General features: G+C 42.3%; 14 protein-coding genes. 2 read left to right on the top strand and 12 right to left on the bottom strand.

All coding sequences use genetic code 11. The features are described 5' to 3' along the window. Position 1 precedes the first annotated feature (1 nt). The 3 genes from MKX60_RS19710 to MKX60_RS19700 form a co-directional block, all read right to left on the bottom strand. Positions 2 to 817: a sugar phosphate isomerase/epimerase family protein gene (locus MKX60_RS19710; protein ID WP_076299013.1), complete on the bottom strand. Its 816-nt coding sequence runs from the start codon at positions 815 to 817 to the stop codon at positions 2 to 4. 146 nt (positions 818 to 963) lie between these two features. After that, the gene (locus MKX60_RS19705; RefSeq protein ID WP_076299012.1) at positions 964 to 3,348 is read right to left on the bottom strand and encodes a polyprenyl synthetase family protein; all 2,385 of its coding nucleotides are present in this window, start codon (positions 3,346 to 3,348) and stop codon (positions 964 to 966) included. 176 nt (positions 3,349 to 3,524) lie between these two features. Next, positions 3,525 to 4,619 carry a saccharopine dehydrogenase family protein gene (locus tag MKX60_RS19700; RefSeq protein WP_341060740.1) on the bottom strand — a complete coding sequence of 365 codons (1,095 nt, stop codon included), beginning with the start codon at positions 4,617 to 4,619 and terminating at the stop codon, positions 3,525 to 3,527. A 129-nt stretch (positions 4,620 to 4,748) separates the two neighbouring features. Between MKX60_RS19700 and MKX60_RS19695 the strand changes: the two genes are divergently transcribed. Next, a complete protein-coding gene (locus tag MKX60_RS19695) occupies positions 4,749 to 5,834 on the top strand; it encodes a helix-turn-helix transcriptional regulator (protein WP_341060739.1) in 1,086 nt (361 codons plus the stop codon). On the opposite strand, the gene MKX60_RS19690 is transcribed toward MKX60_RS19695, so the two are convergent. After that, positions 5,825 to 6,478: a hypothetical protein gene (locus MKX60_RS19690; RefSeq protein ID WP_341060738.1), complete on the bottom strand. Its 654-nt coding sequence runs from the start codon at positions 6,476 to 6,478 to the stop codon at positions 5,825 to 5,827. The two genes, MKX60_RS19695 and MKX60_RS19690, sit on opposite strands and share 10 nt — an antisense overlap. Positions 6,479 to 6,674: 196 nt before the next feature. Beyond that, the gene (locus MKX60_RS19685; RefSeq protein WP_341060737.1) at positions 6,675 to 8,210 is read right to left on the bottom strand and encodes an MDR family MFS transporter; all 1,536 of its coding nucleotides are present in this window, start codon (positions 8,208 to 8,210) and stop codon (positions 6,675 to 6,677) included. Between the two features lie 275 nt (positions 8,211 to 8,485). On the opposite strand from MKX60_RS19685, the gene MKX60_RS19680 reads away from it, so the two are divergent. Further along, positions 8,486 to 8,920, top strand: coding sequence for a MarR family winged helix-turn-helix transcriptional regulator (locus MKX60_RS19680; protein ID WP_340974838.1), 435 nt, complete (start codon positions 8,486 to 8,488; stop codon positions 8,918 to 8,920). Between the two features lie 84 nt (positions 8,921 to 9,004). On the opposite strand, the gene MKX60_RS19675 is transcribed toward MKX60_RS19680, so the two are convergent. The 7 genes from MKX60_RS19675 to MKX60_RS19645 form a co-directional block, all read right to left on the bottom strand. Then, positions 9,005 to 9,541, bottom strand: a complete 537-nt coding sequence (locus MKX60_RS19675) for a hypothetical protein (protein ID WP_339248051.1) — start codon at positions 9,539 to 9,541, stop codon at positions 9,005 to 9,007. 151 nt (positions 9,542 to 9,692) lie between these two features. After that, positions 9,693 to 10,034, bottom strand: coding sequence for a DUF1801 domain-containing protein (locus MKX60_RS19670; protein ID WP_076285765.1), 342 nt, complete (start codon positions 10,032 to 10,034; stop codon positions 9,693 to 9,695). 50 nt (positions 10,035 to 10,084) lie between these two features. After that, positions 10,085 to 11,347: an RNA polymerase sigma factor gene (locus MKX60_RS19665; RefSeq protein ID WP_340969336.1), complete on the bottom strand. Its 1,263-nt coding sequence runs from the start codon at positions 11,345 to 11,347 to the stop codon at positions 10,085 to 10,087. Further along, entirely contained in the window at positions 11,344 to 11,778 is a 435-nt protein-coding gene (locus MKX60_RS19660) for a YciI family protein (protein ID WP_076285767.1), read from the bottom strand. The genes MKX60_RS19665 and MKX60_RS19660 overlap by 4 nt, the downstream gene beginning before the upstream one ends. Positions 11,779 to 11,797: 19 nt before the next feature. Next, positions 11,798 to 12,607: an alpha/beta fold hydrolase gene (locus tag MKX60_RS19655; protein ID WP_341060736.1), complete on the bottom strand. Its 810-nt coding sequence runs from the start codon at positions 12,605 to 12,607 to the stop codon at positions 11,798 to 11,800. Between the two features lie 233 nt (positions 12,608 to 12,840). Continuing rightward, on the bottom strand, positions 12,841 to 16,764 hold the full coding sequence (locus tag MKX60_RS19650) for a discoidin domain-containing protein (RefSeq protein ID WP_341060735.1): 3,924 nt from the start codon (positions 16,762 to 16,764) through the stop codon (positions 12,841 to 12,843). Between the two features lie 275 nt (positions 16,765 to 17,039). After that, complete coding sequence (locus MKX60_RS19645; RefSeq protein ID WP_042188045.1) at positions 17,040 to 17,390, bottom strand: DMT family transporter; 351 nt, start codon at positions 17,388 to 17,390, stop codon at positions 17,040 to 17,042. Between the last annotated feature and the right edge of the window lie 17 nt (positions 17,391 to 17,407).

The following is a 17,407-nucleotide window of genomic DNA, read 5'->3' as shown; positions in this document are numbered from 1 at the left end:
TCTAGTTAAAGTAATTCAAAGCATGTTCTACATCGCCCTCAGCTAACCCATGCATAATAACAGGACCGTCATAAACCTTACTTAATTCATTTAGATATTCCTTTAAGGGCAAGTTTCCTTTACCCACCGGTGCAAAAGTGATCTTCTCTTCGGTTACAAAAGCATCTTTGCAATGCGCAATGGCAATGTGCTCCTTCAGCGCTGTTAGCGTTTTTGAAATCTTACCTAAGAGGTCCTTATGATCCTGTGGGGTTACTAGATTTGCTGCATCATACAAAACCTTAAGATAGGGTGTGTCTAGATCTTGTAATAGTCTCAAAGCATCTTCTGCCGTACTCACCACATTGGCTTGTTCAGGTTCAAATATTAACGTTACTTGGTTGTCTTCTGCAATTTTCAGCATCCACGCAAGACTTTCATGCAATAGTGACCATGCCCTCACTGTATGATTGTCAGGATGAGAACTCCAGAAATCTTCTTGGTTCAAACTACCCGTAGAAATCGAAACATACGGAACAGCTAATGCAGCTGCAGCCTCAACTACATTTTTAAAACACTGCTGATTTTTAACTTTCTTCTCCTCATTTAGCTCTAACGTATTAAACGTTCCTGAGATCACAGCAATGCTAACTCCACTGTTCATTACTGCTTCTCTGATTTGATGGATGGTCTCCTGACTAATCTCTTTAGGCAAGCTTTCCAGTCCTACATTAGCAAAATTGAATTGAACGCTACTCATGCCTTGCGCTTTGATTTTGTGTAAGGCGCTCTCCAGTTCATAGTTCAAGTATACTTTTGAGAAAATTCCTAACTTCACAAGTTACACCTCCTTTATCTATTTTCAACTTCATCATACACGTATTTTCGATTATAAACAATAAAATTCAATTACAAAAAAAAGAACTAATAATCTGCAAAAAATATAAAAAAGCGCTGGCAATAATGCCAACACTTTAGAATCAATTATCGATTTCGATTAATCATGTAATTCAATAAATGCTTCAGAAAAGCAATATTACGAGGGATCTCCTTTAACGCTTCCATAGCGAGACAGTAGTGTTCCCACATCTCTTTTCTTGCGCCGTCAGCACCAAGGATAGATACAAACGTTGAATTGTTATTCTCCACATCCTGACCTATCGGCTTACCTAGTAAATGATGATCTCCTTCCAAATCGAGCAAATCATCTTTAATCTGAAAGGCAATCCCCGCATGATAGGCAAATTTTTTCAAAGCCAGAACTTCAGTTTTCTTAACCTGAGCCAGAATCGCTGGCATCACTAGTGAAGCTTCAAATGCAATTCCGGTCTTATAAAAGCAAATCATATTTAATTGCTCTAGCGTCAATGCTTTTCCCTTAGAATTCAGATCCATTGCCTGACCCATACATGTATCTTCTGCTTTTTGGGCTGAATATTGCATCAAGGCTAGCACCGCTTTTGCATCAAAAGAATGAAGTGACGCCTGTTCCTCGATCGACTTCTGAATCAGAAATAGTCCGGTTAATTCCGCCGTTGAACTAGTATACATTTCGTGTAGAGTTGCACGACCTCTTCGGGTTGAAGCATTATCCTGGGATGGAAGATCATCGAAGATTAGAGAAGCGGTATGCATATATTCCAAAGATCTTAGAAGCGGCACAATTGCGGATGCATCTAGACCATATTCGTTAACACCCATGACCCAAGTCAATATAGGTCTTATCCGCTTGCCGTCGCCTGCTAGACTATAATTAGCCGCATCAATAAGCAACTCTTTCATTTCTGGCGTCCCGTCTGGCTTGGCTATCAGCAATTGTTTATTGATTTGATCGCGAACCTTTTGGATCGTATCTCGAAATTCCACTTTTTCCTTCTTGCTGTTTTTTAGATTCAAAAGCAACTGATCCCGAAGCAGTTTATCGAAAAAATCCACATCGTCCGCTTTCTGCACCATCTGCTGGACAAGCCGATTAAATGCTGGTTGACCAGAAGCAAAAATCTCCATGATCTCTTTATACTTCTCATTTCCTACACGTTCTTTACATCGCTTGAGTCCATTAATGGCGCGATCTAATATTACTTCACGGGTTTTAGGATCAGAGCGATACACAGTGTGTATTAAATGGGAAATGACCGTCCAGTATAATTCAAAAGGATTGATCAGATCTGTACGTTGACTACGGTATTTTAAATAATAAGTATAGGGGGTTACCGCTCCCGCTTTCATATCGTCAAACATATCCGCAAAATCATCAGCCAGCTGATTATATAACCCATAGAAAAAGGTACGTTGATCAAATCCGTCATCTGCTGGAGCACTAATTACGGATCGGACAATTAAACGGGAAGAAGAGGATTTTAAAATGATGGGTATGAAAAGCTCTTCATTGCTGTATTCAGAGTTAGAAAGATCCTTCATACGATCCAATTCCTGAGAATGGAAAAATACAAAAGACTGCTCGAAAAATGCATCCTGCATTTCTTCCCGCTGATACCCTCTAATATACTCAAAAGCCTCCTTGAGCTCCGAATGTACAAATCGAATGAACGGCATGTTCTCTCCGGACCATTCACCCAATTCCGGTACAACTCTATTAAGGATCGCAGTGCGTATCATATGAGAATACTGTTCTTTCTCTTGGTCGGTTAAGACACTGGAATCAAGGAGATCATCAATGAATGGATAAGTTAGGCCATATGAAAAACCAAGTCTAATGGCTTCACCAATCCTCTTGGATCGCTCCACAGGTGGTACGTCATCGTCCATCTCTTCCATCACATGGAGAATCACCCCAATAATGATCTTGATTAATTTACGCTGTGCTTGCTCGGGATTCATTTCCTTCGGAAGATGTGCTGATACCAGCTTAAGTTTGTCTATCACCCAAATCGTGGCCGTTTCAACGCCTTCCTTCTGAGCCCAACGGTAAATCCCGGTGAAATTCATGAAATCTGACTGATCCTCCGAACTTGTGGAACCTGGAAGAATCATCTGATTTCTAATATCGGCAACCATACGCTTAATCCGGAGCTGTGTATTCGGCGAATCCAAAGCTTGCCCCAGATCTCTCATATAAAGATAGGAAACACTTCGATCCAAATAATCATCCAATTTACCAGTCTGATTCAGCCATCCTAGATATCTATGATAATCCTGAGAATCTGGTTTCCTCTTGCCTCTTGATAAAAAGGACAACCATGAACGGCGATGAATATGGTTCTTCTTCCACAATTGAAAATCTTCAATCAAGGTGGACACATAAGTTTTTTCTTTGAATTGTTCACGAAGAGATGTAAAATACTGAGCTGCCTTCTGCTCAGCGATCGAATATCCTGTATCGGCGTAATCTGTAAATTTTTCATTCATAGGTGATGACCTCAACTTCTCTTTTTGTTAACATGACCCATTAGGGAAGAACCGAATTTCTTCCTGAATGAAATGTTCATCAGTTAATACGGTCAAAACTCTTTTGGGTTACGAAAAAGAAGCTTGACTAATCAAGCTTCTTTCAAAATAACTATACACAAATTATTCTATTTAGATTAATCTGCATTATGCTCCTTTACTTGGATCTTTAGCGAGAGCGTCGATCCTAATTCCTTTTGTATATATGCTAAATCTGTTATCTGCTCGATATGATAAACGCCGCCTGGAAATGAAGAATCATAGAGGAGCTTTGATACTGCTGCTGTCACTTTTGCAGTGATGATGGATTGATTCTTTCCTTGCAATATTAAATCAGCATGCATTGGCTTCCCCTCTCGATTTCTTCCACGAGCCTCAACCTTGATAGCGAACTGGTCGCTCCCAATATGCAGCCGCTCCATAGCACTAACCATCCAGCTGTTCACCCAGCTTGTCTTTAACAAACGAACGGCTCCTGTTTTTTTGGCTATAGCCAGCATTTTAGTAACGAAAACTGAGTCCAGACAAAATCGTGTGGAGATGGACGATGCTTTGAGCGTTCGGGCAAGCGTCTGTTGATCTGAGAATGGGAAACGATAGGCATGGCGATTCCCTAAATCGTCACCAAAGTGATATGACTTTCTATCGGTGAAGCTCTCTACCTCTACCTGACGATTCTTCTGCTTAACTTCAAACTTTTCTCCTAAACTATTCACTGTCCATTCGATCGCCGCCTTACCATGAGAATCACCAAGTCCGAGCATAATCGCGATTTCGATGTCCTCCGTCTGTTCTATCAATCTTTCCGCTTCAAGAGCCATTAGATTGGTTATGCCGGGTGCAAGCCCTACACTAAGAACGGCACTAGATCCATGTCGTGCAGCCTCTGCGTATAACGCCTCAATTTGAGATAAAAACGGACCACTCGCTGATACATCCACATAATACGTACCGCTGCGAAAGCAGGCTTTTACAAAATCCGTATTCGTTTGATCCAAACACATAATGATTAGCTTCACTTGATCTAGTAAATGTGGAGGTATCGGCTTATTAATATCTAACTCTAATGGCTTGATCCTGCCGTGAGTAGATTGACTGAACCTCTCTGCTTTTTCAAGACTTCTCCCTGCAGCAAATACTTTACCTGGATACTTCTTCTCTAATATTTCACATATGGTACGCCCTACATGTCCATAACCACCAACAACAACAATATCTTCTTTTTCCTGCATTATTATCACCGCATCCTATATAATAGAGTTGATTAAGAATCATTCTCAATTATACGGATTTCGCTTCCGTTCACTATCCCACAAATGTGGGAGTTCGATATAATCCATTAAGGACTAGAGGGCTACTCAATGAATACCCATAAACAATTCATTCTAATAAAGAAACAAATCATTAAGCTAGGAATGATTACTGATTCATCTCACAACTACCGTACTTCCTTGCTGTCTCTCTTACGTGAAGCAGTTCCCTTTGATGCTGCCTGCTGTACTCATGTTGATCCACAGACATTGCTTTCGACAGGTGCGGTTACTGAAGACAATGTAGAGTCCATTCATCCCCACTTGTTCCAGATCGAATACGGTGAAGATGATGTTAACACCTATGAGCAAATGGTTAATAGCAAACTCCTCGTCGCTACAATATATGAAGCAACCGAGCAGCAACCCGAGCGGAGTGCCCGATATCGAAAGGTTTTGTCTCCAGCAGGTTTTGGGGATGAACTACGAGCAGTCCTTATTCTTGGAGAATCTTGTTGGGGATATTTGACGCTGTACAGAAATACAGATCAATCGGAATTCTTACAAGAGGAGTGTGATTGGATCACCTCACTCATCCCTTTGATTGCAGCCAGAATGCGGGCTTTCAGTCTTGAGCTTCCGGAGAGAGATGAGACTTGGCTTGAGGATCATTATGGTTCCGGGATTGCAGTACTATCTGATGACTTGGCTCTTCTTTCCTCCAATCCCACAGCGGATCGCTGGTTAGGCAAACTCCGATCATTGGAAATGATCGATGTTCATGTTCTGCCTCGTCCAATCCGTGCTGTAAGCACGCAAGCGTTAAACAGCCCTTCCGAATCTATGGGGATAGCGAAAGCATGCATTCGTATGACTGAGGGACCCTATTTAGTCGTTCGAGCAAGTCGTCTTAAGGCTTCCAACGGTCAGAACCAAATTGCCATTTCATTCGAACCCGCGCGTCCTGCTGACATGCTCCCCATCATTGCTGAAGCGTATGGTTTGACGGAACGTGAGCTGCAGCTATTACATGGTGTAATTCGAGGATTATCCACTAAAGAATTGGCTTCTGCACTATATATTTCTGCATACACCGTCCAAGATCATTTAAAATCTATTTTTAGCAAATCAGGTGTCAGCAGCCGTAGAGAACTTATTTGGTATTTGCATTCACGCTACAATATTGCTCAAGCTTGAGTAATCCGAGATAAAGGATATACAAGTTGTATGTCCTTCTCTGTAATTAGTCCTTCATATAACGAATGATTATGGTCTGCACCTACAATACACAAGATTCTTTTCTCTGGGTGGCCTTTTATGGCATTTTTGATTCGTTGAATCATTATAAGATGTCTACACAACCACCTGAACTGATGCGCTTGAGGATTGATTCGTTCTAACCATTCATACTTCTGTCTTGTAATAGTGTCATATTCTAATGAATTAAAGGGAATTGCACTTGAATCCACTGTTGAAAGCTGTCTTTGAAACCATTGCTCTAACTCATATTCCAATTCTTTTCTCTGATCTTCTTTATAGCTATTAAAAGGATCAAAATCTGTCCAAACATCCAATTCAACCCAATCAATAGGGACAAATTCATAATTCTCTTCTTTACACAAAGGGAAAATGAGATCCCAATATTCACTTGCAGGTTCTCCCCAATATCCACGGTAATTACTGTCCTTCTTATAATGTTCCCAACTACTAGGAAGGACTTCTCCACAAATAATATCTGGATTAAACTCTAAAATTAAATCCTTTATGAACTCTAAAGAAAAATGATATTTTTGCCTAAGTTCATCATCGTGAACCACTCCTAAAATATCTACAATTGACACGAAAAATCCTCCTACCTTCAATTAATTCTAATATCATCTAATTTTACAATCGTCAAATTTGATAATATTACAATAGGAATATAATGTAAATCATTGTTTTAAAAAAATAGACTGAGCACCTATGAATAGAGGGCTCAATCTGTTTAAATGTAACATTTCACTAGTGCATTCGTTAATATTGCAAAGCAGCCAACCTTTAATGCGAAGCCGTATACTCTCCCAATTCAGAAGCCGGATCAAATTTTTCCTTACTCATCACAAATGCAGCCAGTAGAGCTATAACAGACGGAATAATTGCCCATGCAAAAGTGTGAACAAGCGATGAGGATAATCCCTCTGTAATCTTATCAAGAACTTCCGTAGGGATTTTCTCACGAGTATCCGGAGTCAAAATAGTACTTGGATCGCTTAAATTTACCCCTATAGGTGTTGCACCACTGCTACTGAACATGGATGCTAATTTATTCGAAAACACATGACTTTGGATAATACCGAATACTGTTATGCCGAGTGTCATTCCCAGCTCCCTTGTAAAACTAAGTGTCGAACTTGCGGACCCACGCTGCCTTGCTGTAAATCCATGAATGGCTGCGTTACTTAGAACAGAGAATGAAGAACCTATTCCAAGACCTACTAGAAACATAAATATGGTGACCATGAACCGTGAAGAATCTGGTGTTAATGTGGTTAGCAAAGCGATACCTAAAACAAGCAGTATTAACGTCGATATCATGATGGCGCGATAATTGAACTTCGAGAGCAGGAATCCGCCCCCTGCTGCAGTGATAACGGAGCCGAGCATCATAGGAAGTAGAACAAGTCCCGAATTCGTTGCTGAGCCGCCAATTACCCCTTGAATGTAGATTGGAATGTACACCGAGGCTGTAATGAATGCTGCTCCGCTAAATATAGCCATAACATTACTCGTAGAATAAAGACGATTCTTGAACATGCCGAAAGTAATGATGGGTTCTTCTGCACGACGTTCGATAAAAATAAATCCCACGATAAACACTACAAAAGCTAAGAACAATCCTAAAATCATAGCAGAGTCCCAGGCATATTTTTTACCACCCAGCTCAATCGCAAACATGAGACATAGGATGGAAGCTACAAGTGTAAACGCACCTAGGTAATCGATCTTTTCCTTGGAATGCTCAACAGACTCTTTGTAGAAGAAAGCAATCAAAAAGAAGGCAATAACACCTATAGGTAAGTTGATGTAAAAGACCCAAGACCAATGAATGTAATCCGCTATGTAAGCGCCAATAAGGGGTCCGAAAATACTTGATATACCATAAGCTGCTCCGAATAATCCACCGATCTTCCCCCGTTTTTCCGGAGCAACCACATCGAACATGATGGTGAACGCAATTGGAACCAGTGCCCCTCCACCGATACCCTGAATCGCACGATAAATACTCAGCTGAACTATAGAGTTTGCGGTACCACATAAAGCAGATCCGATCATAAATACAATAATTCCGAAAATAAAGAAACGCTTGCGGCCATACATATCCGATAATTTTCCGAAAATCGGCATTCCTGCCATCTCAGCTATCATATAAGCAGAAGTCACCCACATCAGTTTGTCAAAACCGCCAAGATCCCCTACGATTGTTCCCATTGCAGTTGCTAATATAGTGTTATCCATGGATGCCATAAGTGTGGCCAGCAATAGAGCCGCTATAATAATCCCTACATTATTTTTCTTCTCCAAGTTCTTTACCATTCTCTTTTGTTCCCTCCACTTTTCCTTAATTTCGAATTTAATCTTATCGTTATAAGATCGCACACCAACCTCTCTCTAAACTTCTTGATGCATTACCTTTTGCAAAACTTTAATAATTCCGATAAAATGAATTCAATTAATCGTACGTTCATCGAGTATCTTTATTGTCTAATATCTCGTTTATCAAGATATTAATATTTTAAAAGGAGGGCTCTCTTTTGTCAAGAGATCGACACAATCAAGTGAAAAATCAGCAAGAAAACTTCACCTTGCGTATGCGGGGTCTAGGAAGTCGAACGATACTATATCAGCAAAATGTGGCAGCTTCACTTGGGTTATATAATAATGATTATCTATCCATAGATATCCTCCATGAAAGAGGTCCCATCACCGCTGGTGAACTGTCCAAACTAACCGGACTGGCTACAGGCAGTGTTACGGCATTAATTGATCGACTTGAAAATAATGGTTTTGTTCGCAGACAAAATGACCCCAGTGACCGTCGTAAGGTAATTATTGTCCCTTTGTATGAAAATAATGAGGTCGGGAATGCCTACCTTCCCCTGCATGCCGAGATGCTTAAATTAGCTTCCACCTACTCGGATGAAGAGCTTGAACTTATTACACAATTTGTTGGCAAAGCAAGTGTGGTTCTGGAAGAGCAGATTCATCGTCTAAGCTCCGCAACAAACAATAATTCTTCCTCTTAAGCCTTAATTATTCATCAAAAAAGGACAATACCCATTGTCTAATTACAATGGGTATTGTCCTTTTTTTCTCACATTATTCGAATGTTACTTCGTATCTATGGAAATAGATAGCTTTCCATTGGATTCAATTAAAGAAATTTTGGCATTATCCGTCTGCCATACCCTACGAAAGTTTGTACCTTCGCCTTCTTTTTCTATATCTGCTGTGTTACCTTCACTCTTAGTCGTAAGCTCTCCAAGCTGTTGCGTTATCTCTTGCGTTAATTTTTCCTTGGTAGCTTCTTCAAAATGAATCGTCTCTCCAATCACTTTTCCAGTGTGATCATAGGAGACCTGAAGATTTGCTTCGTGATTCACAATCTTCTCGTTATATTCGCGGGATAAAAGAGTAGAATTCGTACCTTCATTACGATTAGGTGCGCCTTTGCCGAGAGCTTGGACAACTTGAGCATCCTCTTTTCCAATCAAAGTGGCAAGTTCCTCAAGGCTAAATCTTTCCTCAGCTCCACTTGGCACAACCGTTGGAGGTGGTAGCTGGGATTTATCTGCTACTGGTCTTGAGCATGCACTAAGTGCAAGGACCGTAAGCAGTAGCAAACAAGTTTGTTTTAATATCTTCATGGGTTTCATTCCCTTCATTGCTAGCTCTTGATGTATTTTTCACAATTTATTGAATGATTATGTATTGCTGGAGCCAAATTCGTCCAAAAAAGACGATATCCCATGAAGTCAAATGACTTTGAGATACCGTCCTACATCATGAATCTTGCAATTAAAGGGAAGCTGAGGATTGGCTAACCCAAGCCACTAATTGAGCCGTATCCACTGTATCCCCTTTTCGTAGTTTCAGTGTTTTTCTCTCCGGAGGGCCCTCGAATATCCCTTCTGGAAACTCAAGTTCATTCGTATTAAAAATAACAAAGCTTACTGCATCTTTCGAAGTTGAAATAGCTGCTGCGTACTTACCATTTTTCAAAAAATGAGGCTTCTTATACTGAATTCGTTCCTGTACATCTGGGATTGCTTGGTGAACAACCTCACGAAGATTAGTAGATAACTCCACCTGCCATGGTTCTTTTAATGCTTCAATAAAATCGATGACTTCTTGATTCATATTTTATCTCTCCTTTATGTACGTACCGGTTTAAAATAATATTGAATTAACTACGATGTTCCTAAGTTACACGCTGCCGCCCGATTCAGCAAAAGAATCCTTTCACGTTCATTCCCAGTCAAGGATGCGGCACGTTCAAACTCTGTACGAGCCTCATCATATCGACCCAGCTTCAGCAGAAGATCACCACGAACGCTGGGCAGCAGATGATATTCCCTCATAGATGGTTCAGTATTTAGCTCATCCACAATTTGCAGTCCAAAGGTTGGGCCGAACGCCATGGATATGGCGACCGCTCGGTTTAATTCGACAATTGGCGAAGGCATGACTCTCGAGAGCGCTTCGTACAGTGCAGAAATACGGATCCAGTCTGTCTCTGCTGCAGTAGTCGCCTGTGCATGACAAGCAGAAATCGCAGCCTGAAGCGAGTAAGGTCCCGGCGGACGACCAAGCTTTCGGCTACGCTCTAAAGCAGCCAGACCACGACGGATCAGTAATTGATCCCACTGTGCCCGGTTTTGATCCATTAGTAGAATAGGTTCCCCTTTGCTATTAACCCTCGTCCTAAAACGCGAGGATTGAATCTCCATAAGGGCGACCAGTCCATGAACCTCAGGTTCATAAGGGTTAATCTCAGCTAGTACCCGTCCTAATCTCAGCGCCTCCTGGCATAACAGCGGACGGATCCAATCCACTCCAGAGGTTGCAGAATATCCTTCATTAAACATTAGGTAAAGGACTTCAAGCACCGTAGACAAACGGTCTTTAAGCTCTTCTTGAACGGGTACCTCAAAAGGAACCTTGTTAGCACTTAGGGTTCTCTTCGCCCGAACAATTCGCTGAGCAATCGTTGATTCGGCGACTAGAAAAGAACGTGCGATTTCATCTGTCGTCAATCCACATAACAGTCGAAGGGTCAGGGCTACTCTGGCATCTTGTGACAACACCGGATGACAGGTCATAAAGATCAGACGAAGGAGATCGTCACTGATCTCCTCATCTAACGCATCATCTATGTCTACCTCAGTGTATAAATCCATGCTATGTGCAACCTCTACGTATTTCTGATCTCGAAGCTTGGTCCTGCGAATAAGATCAATCGCACGCCGTTTCGCGGTGGTCATCAGCCAAGCACCTGGATGATCTGGAATCCCCGTCTCTGGCCATCGATTAAGGGCAATTACTAATGCGTCCTGAGCAAGATCTTCTGCGAGACCTACGTCCCGTACCATGCGCGTTAAACCCGCAATGATTTTTGCCGATTCCATTCGCCATATTGTATCAATCGTTCGATGCGTATGGGAGAAACTCACGTTTGCTTATGCTCCTCAACCTGTTTACGAAGTGCTACTTCTTTCGCCAATGTTTCGGGATCGTCCATTAATTCCCCCGGCTCGAATACCTGCCTTAACTCAATCTCTCCTTGGCCAAATCCATGAGGGTCCGGCATACGTAAAGCCCATTCAATGGCTTCTTCTCTTGATTTGACCTCAATCAGCGTATATCCAGCGATCATTTCTTTAGCTTCTGTAAACGGACCATCCATAACTTTCGGTTTGCCGCCAGCTTCCGGATATGAAATTCGAATACCACTGGAACTCGGTTGCAATCCATCGCCAGCCAGCAACACACCTGCTTTCACCAATTCCTCATTATACTTCTGCATAGCATCAATCAGTTCTTGACTAGGCATAATTCCCGCCTCTGAATCTGTGGTAGCTTTAACAATCATCATAAATCTCATAGGTGTATCCCTCCTATTTTTATTTTCCCATAAAGAATGCAGTAAGCTCAGTTGAAATGATCCTTGTATTGAGTTTCTTCGTATGACCGAGCCCCTTTTTACTTAATAGTTTCGCATTAGGTAGTACTTTAGCTATTGCCTGAGCACCATGCCGTAAGCCAACAGGACTCTCCGTACCTTCGAGGACCAGCGTTGGAATGGTAACTGTGCTCCACAAGGTGGCAGGAAGCGGCTTTCCGTCCATATACCCATCCAATAAAACAGCATCATAGGGAAGAGTGTGCGCTACAGCCATTAGGTTAGACCATACACTTGGCATTAAGCGCATCAATTTAACTACAAAAGCAGGTGCTCCCATACCTTTAGTCATAAAATACTTAATTGCCTCAGATCGGCGATTTGTAGCAATAAGCTCAGTAACATTCATTACGAAATCTAGAGGCGGCTTGGGATCCGAAGCATTGACAACAAATGGAGGCTCATGTAGAGCTAATTTAGTAATATTTGCTCCATCCGCTGCTGCCTGTAGAGCAAGAACTGCTCCAGAAGACAATCCCCAGACATATGCCGATCCTCCGGCCGCATTAATTATAGCCTGCAGATCTTCGATCTCACGAGCTATTGCGTATGGCTGAGTGTCTCCGCTATCGCCACGACCTCGTCGATCGTAATTGAAGACTGTGAAATTCTCAGACAACAGATCAGCTAACTGTACCTGACTTGGGAATTTTCGGTAACTAAATGCACCTGTCACTAATATAAGTGCTGGCCCTTGACCCATTTTGTCATAGGCAATCTTAGTTCCATCCATTGAAGTTACTAAATGCATTTCATCTCTCCTTCGCTTTAACGTCTGATATCCGGACTTCTATTTAAACGACGAACGGAAGATGATGAAATCGACACATTCCTAAAAATTTATTTCTTATGAGATAAATACTATATCCTACCATTTATTTCTTGCTCATCAAGTCAATATCCTTCTCCGAAGTTTTAAATTTTCACTATCCACAATATAAAAAAAGGGAAAAGTTCCGAAGAACTCCTCCCTCACACTATCGCTTAATGAATCGTCAGATTAAAACCGCTCTGAATATAATTCAGGTTGGGGTTAGCGATATTCGTAGTCGTCAGGTTGTTAAACGTTGCTGAACCATTGCCTGTGTAAGTATAGATTGCCGAACCCTGATGTGGCCCTGAGAAACGTGAAGTAGTAATACCATCAAGCCCAGTACCATTAATATTGATGTTATTAAACACGATATTCTCAAATCCACCACCATAACCGAACTGGATTGCATCACGTTGTGTATTGATGATATCAATGTTGGTAAAGGTAACGTTCTTGATGGCATCATTCGATGCCTCTAAATCGATGGCTCCACGTTCTCCACCATACAGATCTTTACTGGTACCACTTGTGATAATCGTAGTATCTGAGAAAACAATGCCCGCATTATTCTGGAAATGGTAACCAGGGAAAACGGTGTTCATACGAATACCAGAACCACCTACAGTGTCGATGATGTAGTTATGATCAGCCTTATGACCGCCGCCTCCAAAGAATGCTATGGCTGCTGCACGCCAGTTATTCTCAATCGTGTTGTAGGAGAATGTGTTATTTACACCCGCCGGAGCACCATTGGTGTTACTAGTCCATACTGCAAGACCATCGTCACCGTTATTTCTTACGTTGGTGTTTCGAACAATCGAATTGCTAGTGCCTTGGGAGTAGTTGATACCATCGGCAAGATTGTTCCGAATCCGGCTGTTTTCAACCACAAGCCCACTGGCATAAATAGCAGGTGTATGAGCATAGTCGCCTACCCACATGCCACATTCAAAATGTTCTACCCAGACATCATGGATAATTGAATTAGTACCAAAGTTATCCATAAATCCTTTGTAAATTGCATTTTGTCCATAACGGGATCGCAAATTCGAATTCATGTAAACATTACTAAAATCTAGCTTGCCGCTAATACGGAGTGAAATACCGCCTCCCGCCGCATTAGGATTAGTAAACTGGAGGTTCGTATGCCAGATTCCAGCACCTGTCACCGTAAAGTTGTTAATCATATTGCTGGCAGAACCAATTTCCCACATGCTGCTAAGATTAAATGTTCCGGCAGGAATATACATGCTCTTACCGCCTGCAACAGCTGCATTCACCGTTGCTTTAAAAGCTGCAAGGTCATCCTGACCATCATTTGCTACAGCACCATAATCTGTCACTGACACGGAGTTCGCCGGACGAGCGACTGCAGTAGGAACGGGTTCGATTTCGAGGAAATCAACACCATACTCCAAGCTATCTCCATTGTTCTTCTGAATACGGATGATATCTCCAGGCTGGAGAGGAGTATCCAATTTCCAGTGGACTTCGTCAAATCGGAAGAGCGGACGCCCAGCACTAGGAGTATCACCAGGCATATCGCCCGAAAAATACTGCCAGCTGTAGTAGGATGTCAACGATACCGTTTTGACTTTTACTCCATTCACATACACGTCAAGTGAACCATTCAGTCCCATACCATCCGAAGAGTCAGGCATAGTAAATCTCATAGTCACACCCGCGCCGCCTTGTCCTTGTCTGACTGTCCATCCCACGTTCGAGCCGTTTGTAGGAAGGGCTACATAACGCTGACCAGATGCTTCTGAAGCAATTAGTGCTTGATCAAACGTAGGTGCTGATTTCAACGTAGCACCACCACCGAGAGTAGCATCTTCGGTATCGTACCGACTATAAGGCATGCTTGCACCACGTAAAGCATAGACCACCAGATTAGTTGTGCTTATATTGTTTGATTGCTTCGCTGTTACCTCATTAGCATCCACTTCAACAGTAGTGGTTACAGTGTAATTACCGTTGACTGCTGTCCATGTCCCTGGAATCGTGACGTTAACGGAAGCTCCAGCAGCAAGGGTCCCGGAATAGGATCCATTAAATGCTTGAATCGTGGTACCCGCTGAGTTTTTAAGAACTACAGTAACACCATGAGAACCGCTTGCAGAAGCAGTGGTTCCTTGATTCTTGAGATTTACGGTAAAAGCTACTGTACTATTAGCTACTGGATTACTTGGTGTCCATGTAGTCACACCAACTAAGTCAGAGCTGGAGACTGGAGCGATAACAAGAGATGCCCCGTTCGTATAGCTGTTATTCCCTTCGTTCTGCTCGAAAATCAAATTGTTCTCATCTACTTTAGCGCTGAGAGCATAGGTCGCAGCGGTTTTGGCTCCAGCGTTTAATGTCATTGAGGCTGTTGTTGATGCGCCTGCAGTTAATAAACCTACTGGAGCAGATCCAACGAGCTCATTGTTTAAGTAAAAGTTGACAGTGGTTGCTGCGGAGCTAGCATTACCGTTGTTCTTAACAACTGCATTTAATGTAATTGCACTTGTCTCGACAGGAGTAGTAGGTGACCAGGACATACCCGTTATCATTAGATCAGGGTTCGCCCCTGGTGTACCGAATACTTGAAACTCCGCGATTTGCCCAGCAGGAGCACCAGAGTTCGAAGTGATATTCAACTGCAGACGTTTAACCGTTGCCGTAACCGGGATGGTTACTGTGTTGCCCGAAGCTGGATTAAACGTATACGATTGAGCCGATACCAAATTACCGAAGGTAGTCGTGTCTTGATTGTGACCGAGCACCTGAATCGTTTGTGTGCGAGTACTCCATGCAGAGGCTGGATTCAGCTTCAAAACGATTGACGTAATGTTGTAGTTCGCCCCTAAGTCGAGGGTGAGTGAACTTGGATTGCTGCCACCTTCCCAGTACGTGCTTGTGTCATTATCGTTCGCATTTGTTGTTACGAACGTTTGTGTACTGGAAGAAGCGGTAATCGTCTTGCCGACAGCAATATTACTCCCAGGAGCAGGTGTTGGTGTTGGTGTCGGCGTTGCTGTTGGTGTGACCGTCGGTGTTGGTGTGGTTGTTGGCGTTGGCGTTGGCGTTGGTGTTGGCGTTGGTGTTGGTGTTGGTGTTGGTGTTGGTGTTGGTGTGGCTGTCGGTGTCGGAGCAGGTGTTGCAGGTGGTGTTGTTGTCGTCGACGCTACAGTGATTTGGTCAAGGTTAACATTGCCAGAATCACCAGCATCATATTTATATGCGATAGTGTTGTTACCCGCATTTAGATTAAGAACTTCTACTTTAGTGCTCCATGAATCCCAATTTGGTAAGTTAGATAATGAGGTCTGGCCAATTTTAGCACCATTGACGTAGACACTTATTGTCTTTGCACTGCCACTTGCATTGGCGTATTTCAATGTCACCTCACGACTACCTGCTGCTGGCACGTTAACCGTGAATGTCGTTGTTGCACCTTGTGTCAAATATCCATCCACGAAGCCCGCGCCGGAGTAACCGGCATGATCCGTGTTCACTTTAGCTCCTCCAGACAGTGAAGCAGATTCAGCTTCATAAGTGCCGGAAGGCGATGGAGTTGGAGTAGGAATAGGGCCACTAGCGCCGTAAATCTCGAATTCAGAGAGCTGAGCTGCCGGCCAACCTGTGTTGCTCGTTACATTCAGACGAACATAACGCGTACTGGTTGAGGCAAAGTCGATGGTAACACTGTTCCCTGCCACTGATGGATTGAATTCATAATTTGCAGAACCTACAATATTCGTGAATGTCGAACCGTTTGTGCTCCCTTGAACAGCCAATGTTTGCGTCCGCGTCTCCCAACCAGAAGGGAGCTTTAGAACGATTTGATCAATATTCGTATTTGCACCTAAATCGACTTGAATCCATTGCGGGAATGCATTATTCGTACTTTCCCAATACGTGCTTTGATTACTGTCTTTAACATTGTCAGGACTATAAGTTTGTGATTGACCGCTCGCAGTTACATTTTTGCCGAGTGTCAGGTTTGGTCCTCCGGAGGCTGAAACAAAATTAAGTGGGCCCGCAGCCAAGAATAAACTTGAAATCAGCATGGATACTACCAGCGGCCATACAACATACTTGTTACGCATTTTAATTTTAATCCTCCTTAAATAAGTTAGATTCTCAAAAATTCACGAACCTATCAGAGTGCTCAAATGGTAGCGTTTTCAATAGAGATCATCCAGAGCACATTAAAAAGAACCACACCCTCCCTTCACTTTCAGACACACTCATTATAGATAAATAGTAGCTCAAACTATAAGATGTAATTCTACGGAAAAGGTAAGTGATACCATTATCGCGAAACTATGCGATTTATGGAATCTATGACATCCGTTTAAAAATAAAAAAAGAGCCTGATTTATCAGGCCCGTACTTTGTCTTCACCTTTGGCAGGAGAGTTTAATAATACCACTCCTCCTACTATTAATACTATTCCGGCAAAAGTAAGAATACCAAATGGATCTCCCCACACGACAATACCCACAATTGCAGTTAGAACAGTACCTACACCCGACCAAATCGCATAAGCTAAGCTTAACGGTAATTCTCTAAGGCTTATGGATAAACTATAAAAAGCAATAATAAAACCAATAATAACCCCTATAGAAGGGAGTAATTGCGTGAATCCTTCTGACATTTTCAACATAGTAGTCCCTACGACTTCGCTAGCAATCGCTATACTTAGAGCAATATATCCTACATTTCTTTTCATGCTGCAGCCTCCAAATT

The organism is Paenibacillus sp. FSL R5-0914, assembly GCF_038004525.1.
GTDB lineage: Bacteria > Bacillota > Bacilli > Paenibacillales > Paenibacillaceae > Paenibacillus_AQ.
This window is presented reverse-complemented; position numbering and strand designations above follow the sequence as displayed.

Coding starts and splice junctions, on each gene's coding strand:
- MKX60_RS19650 (WP_341060735.1), bottom strand. CDS start 16,764: ATGCGTAACAAGTATGTTGTATGGCCGCTGGTAGTATCCATGCTGATT.
- MKX60_RS19675 (WP_339248051.1), bottom strand. CDS start 9,541: ATGAAGATATTAAAACAAACTTGTTTGCTACTGCTTACGGTCCTTGCA.
- MKX60_RS19655 (WP_341060736.1), bottom strand. CDS start 12,607: ATGCATTTAGTAACTTCAATGGATGGAACTAAGATTGCCTATGACAAA.
- MKX60_RS19660 (WP_076285767.1), bottom strand. CDS start 11,778: ATGAGATTTATGATGATTGTTAAAGCTACCACAGATTCAGAGGCGGGA.
- MKX60_RS19680 (WP_340974838.1), top strand. CDS start 8,486: ATGCGGGGTCTAGGAAGTCGAACGATACTATATCAGCAAAATGTGGCA.
- MKX60_RS19685 (WP_341060737.1), bottom strand. CDS start 8,210: ATGGTAAAGAACTTGGAGAAGAAAAATAATGTAGGGATTATTATAGCG.
- MKX60_RS19695 (WP_341060739.1), top strand. CDS start 4,749: ATGAATACCCATAAACAATTCATTCTAATAAAGAAACAAATCATTAAG.
- MKX60_RS19670 (WP_076285765.1), bottom strand. CDS start 10,034: ATGAATCAAGAAGTCATCGATTTTATTGAAGCATTAAAAGAACCATGG.
- MKX60_RS19705 (WP_076299012.1), bottom strand. CDS start 3,348: ATGAATGAAAAATTTACAGATTACGCCGATACAGGATATTCGATCGCT.
- MKX60_RS19645 (WP_042188045.1), bottom strand. CDS start 17,390: ATGAAAAGAAATGTAGGATATATTGCTCTAAGTATAGCGATTGCTAGC.
- MKX60_RS19700 (WP_341060740.1), bottom strand. CDS start 4,619: ATGCAGGAAAAAGAAGATATTGTTGTTGTTGGTGGTTATGGACATGTA.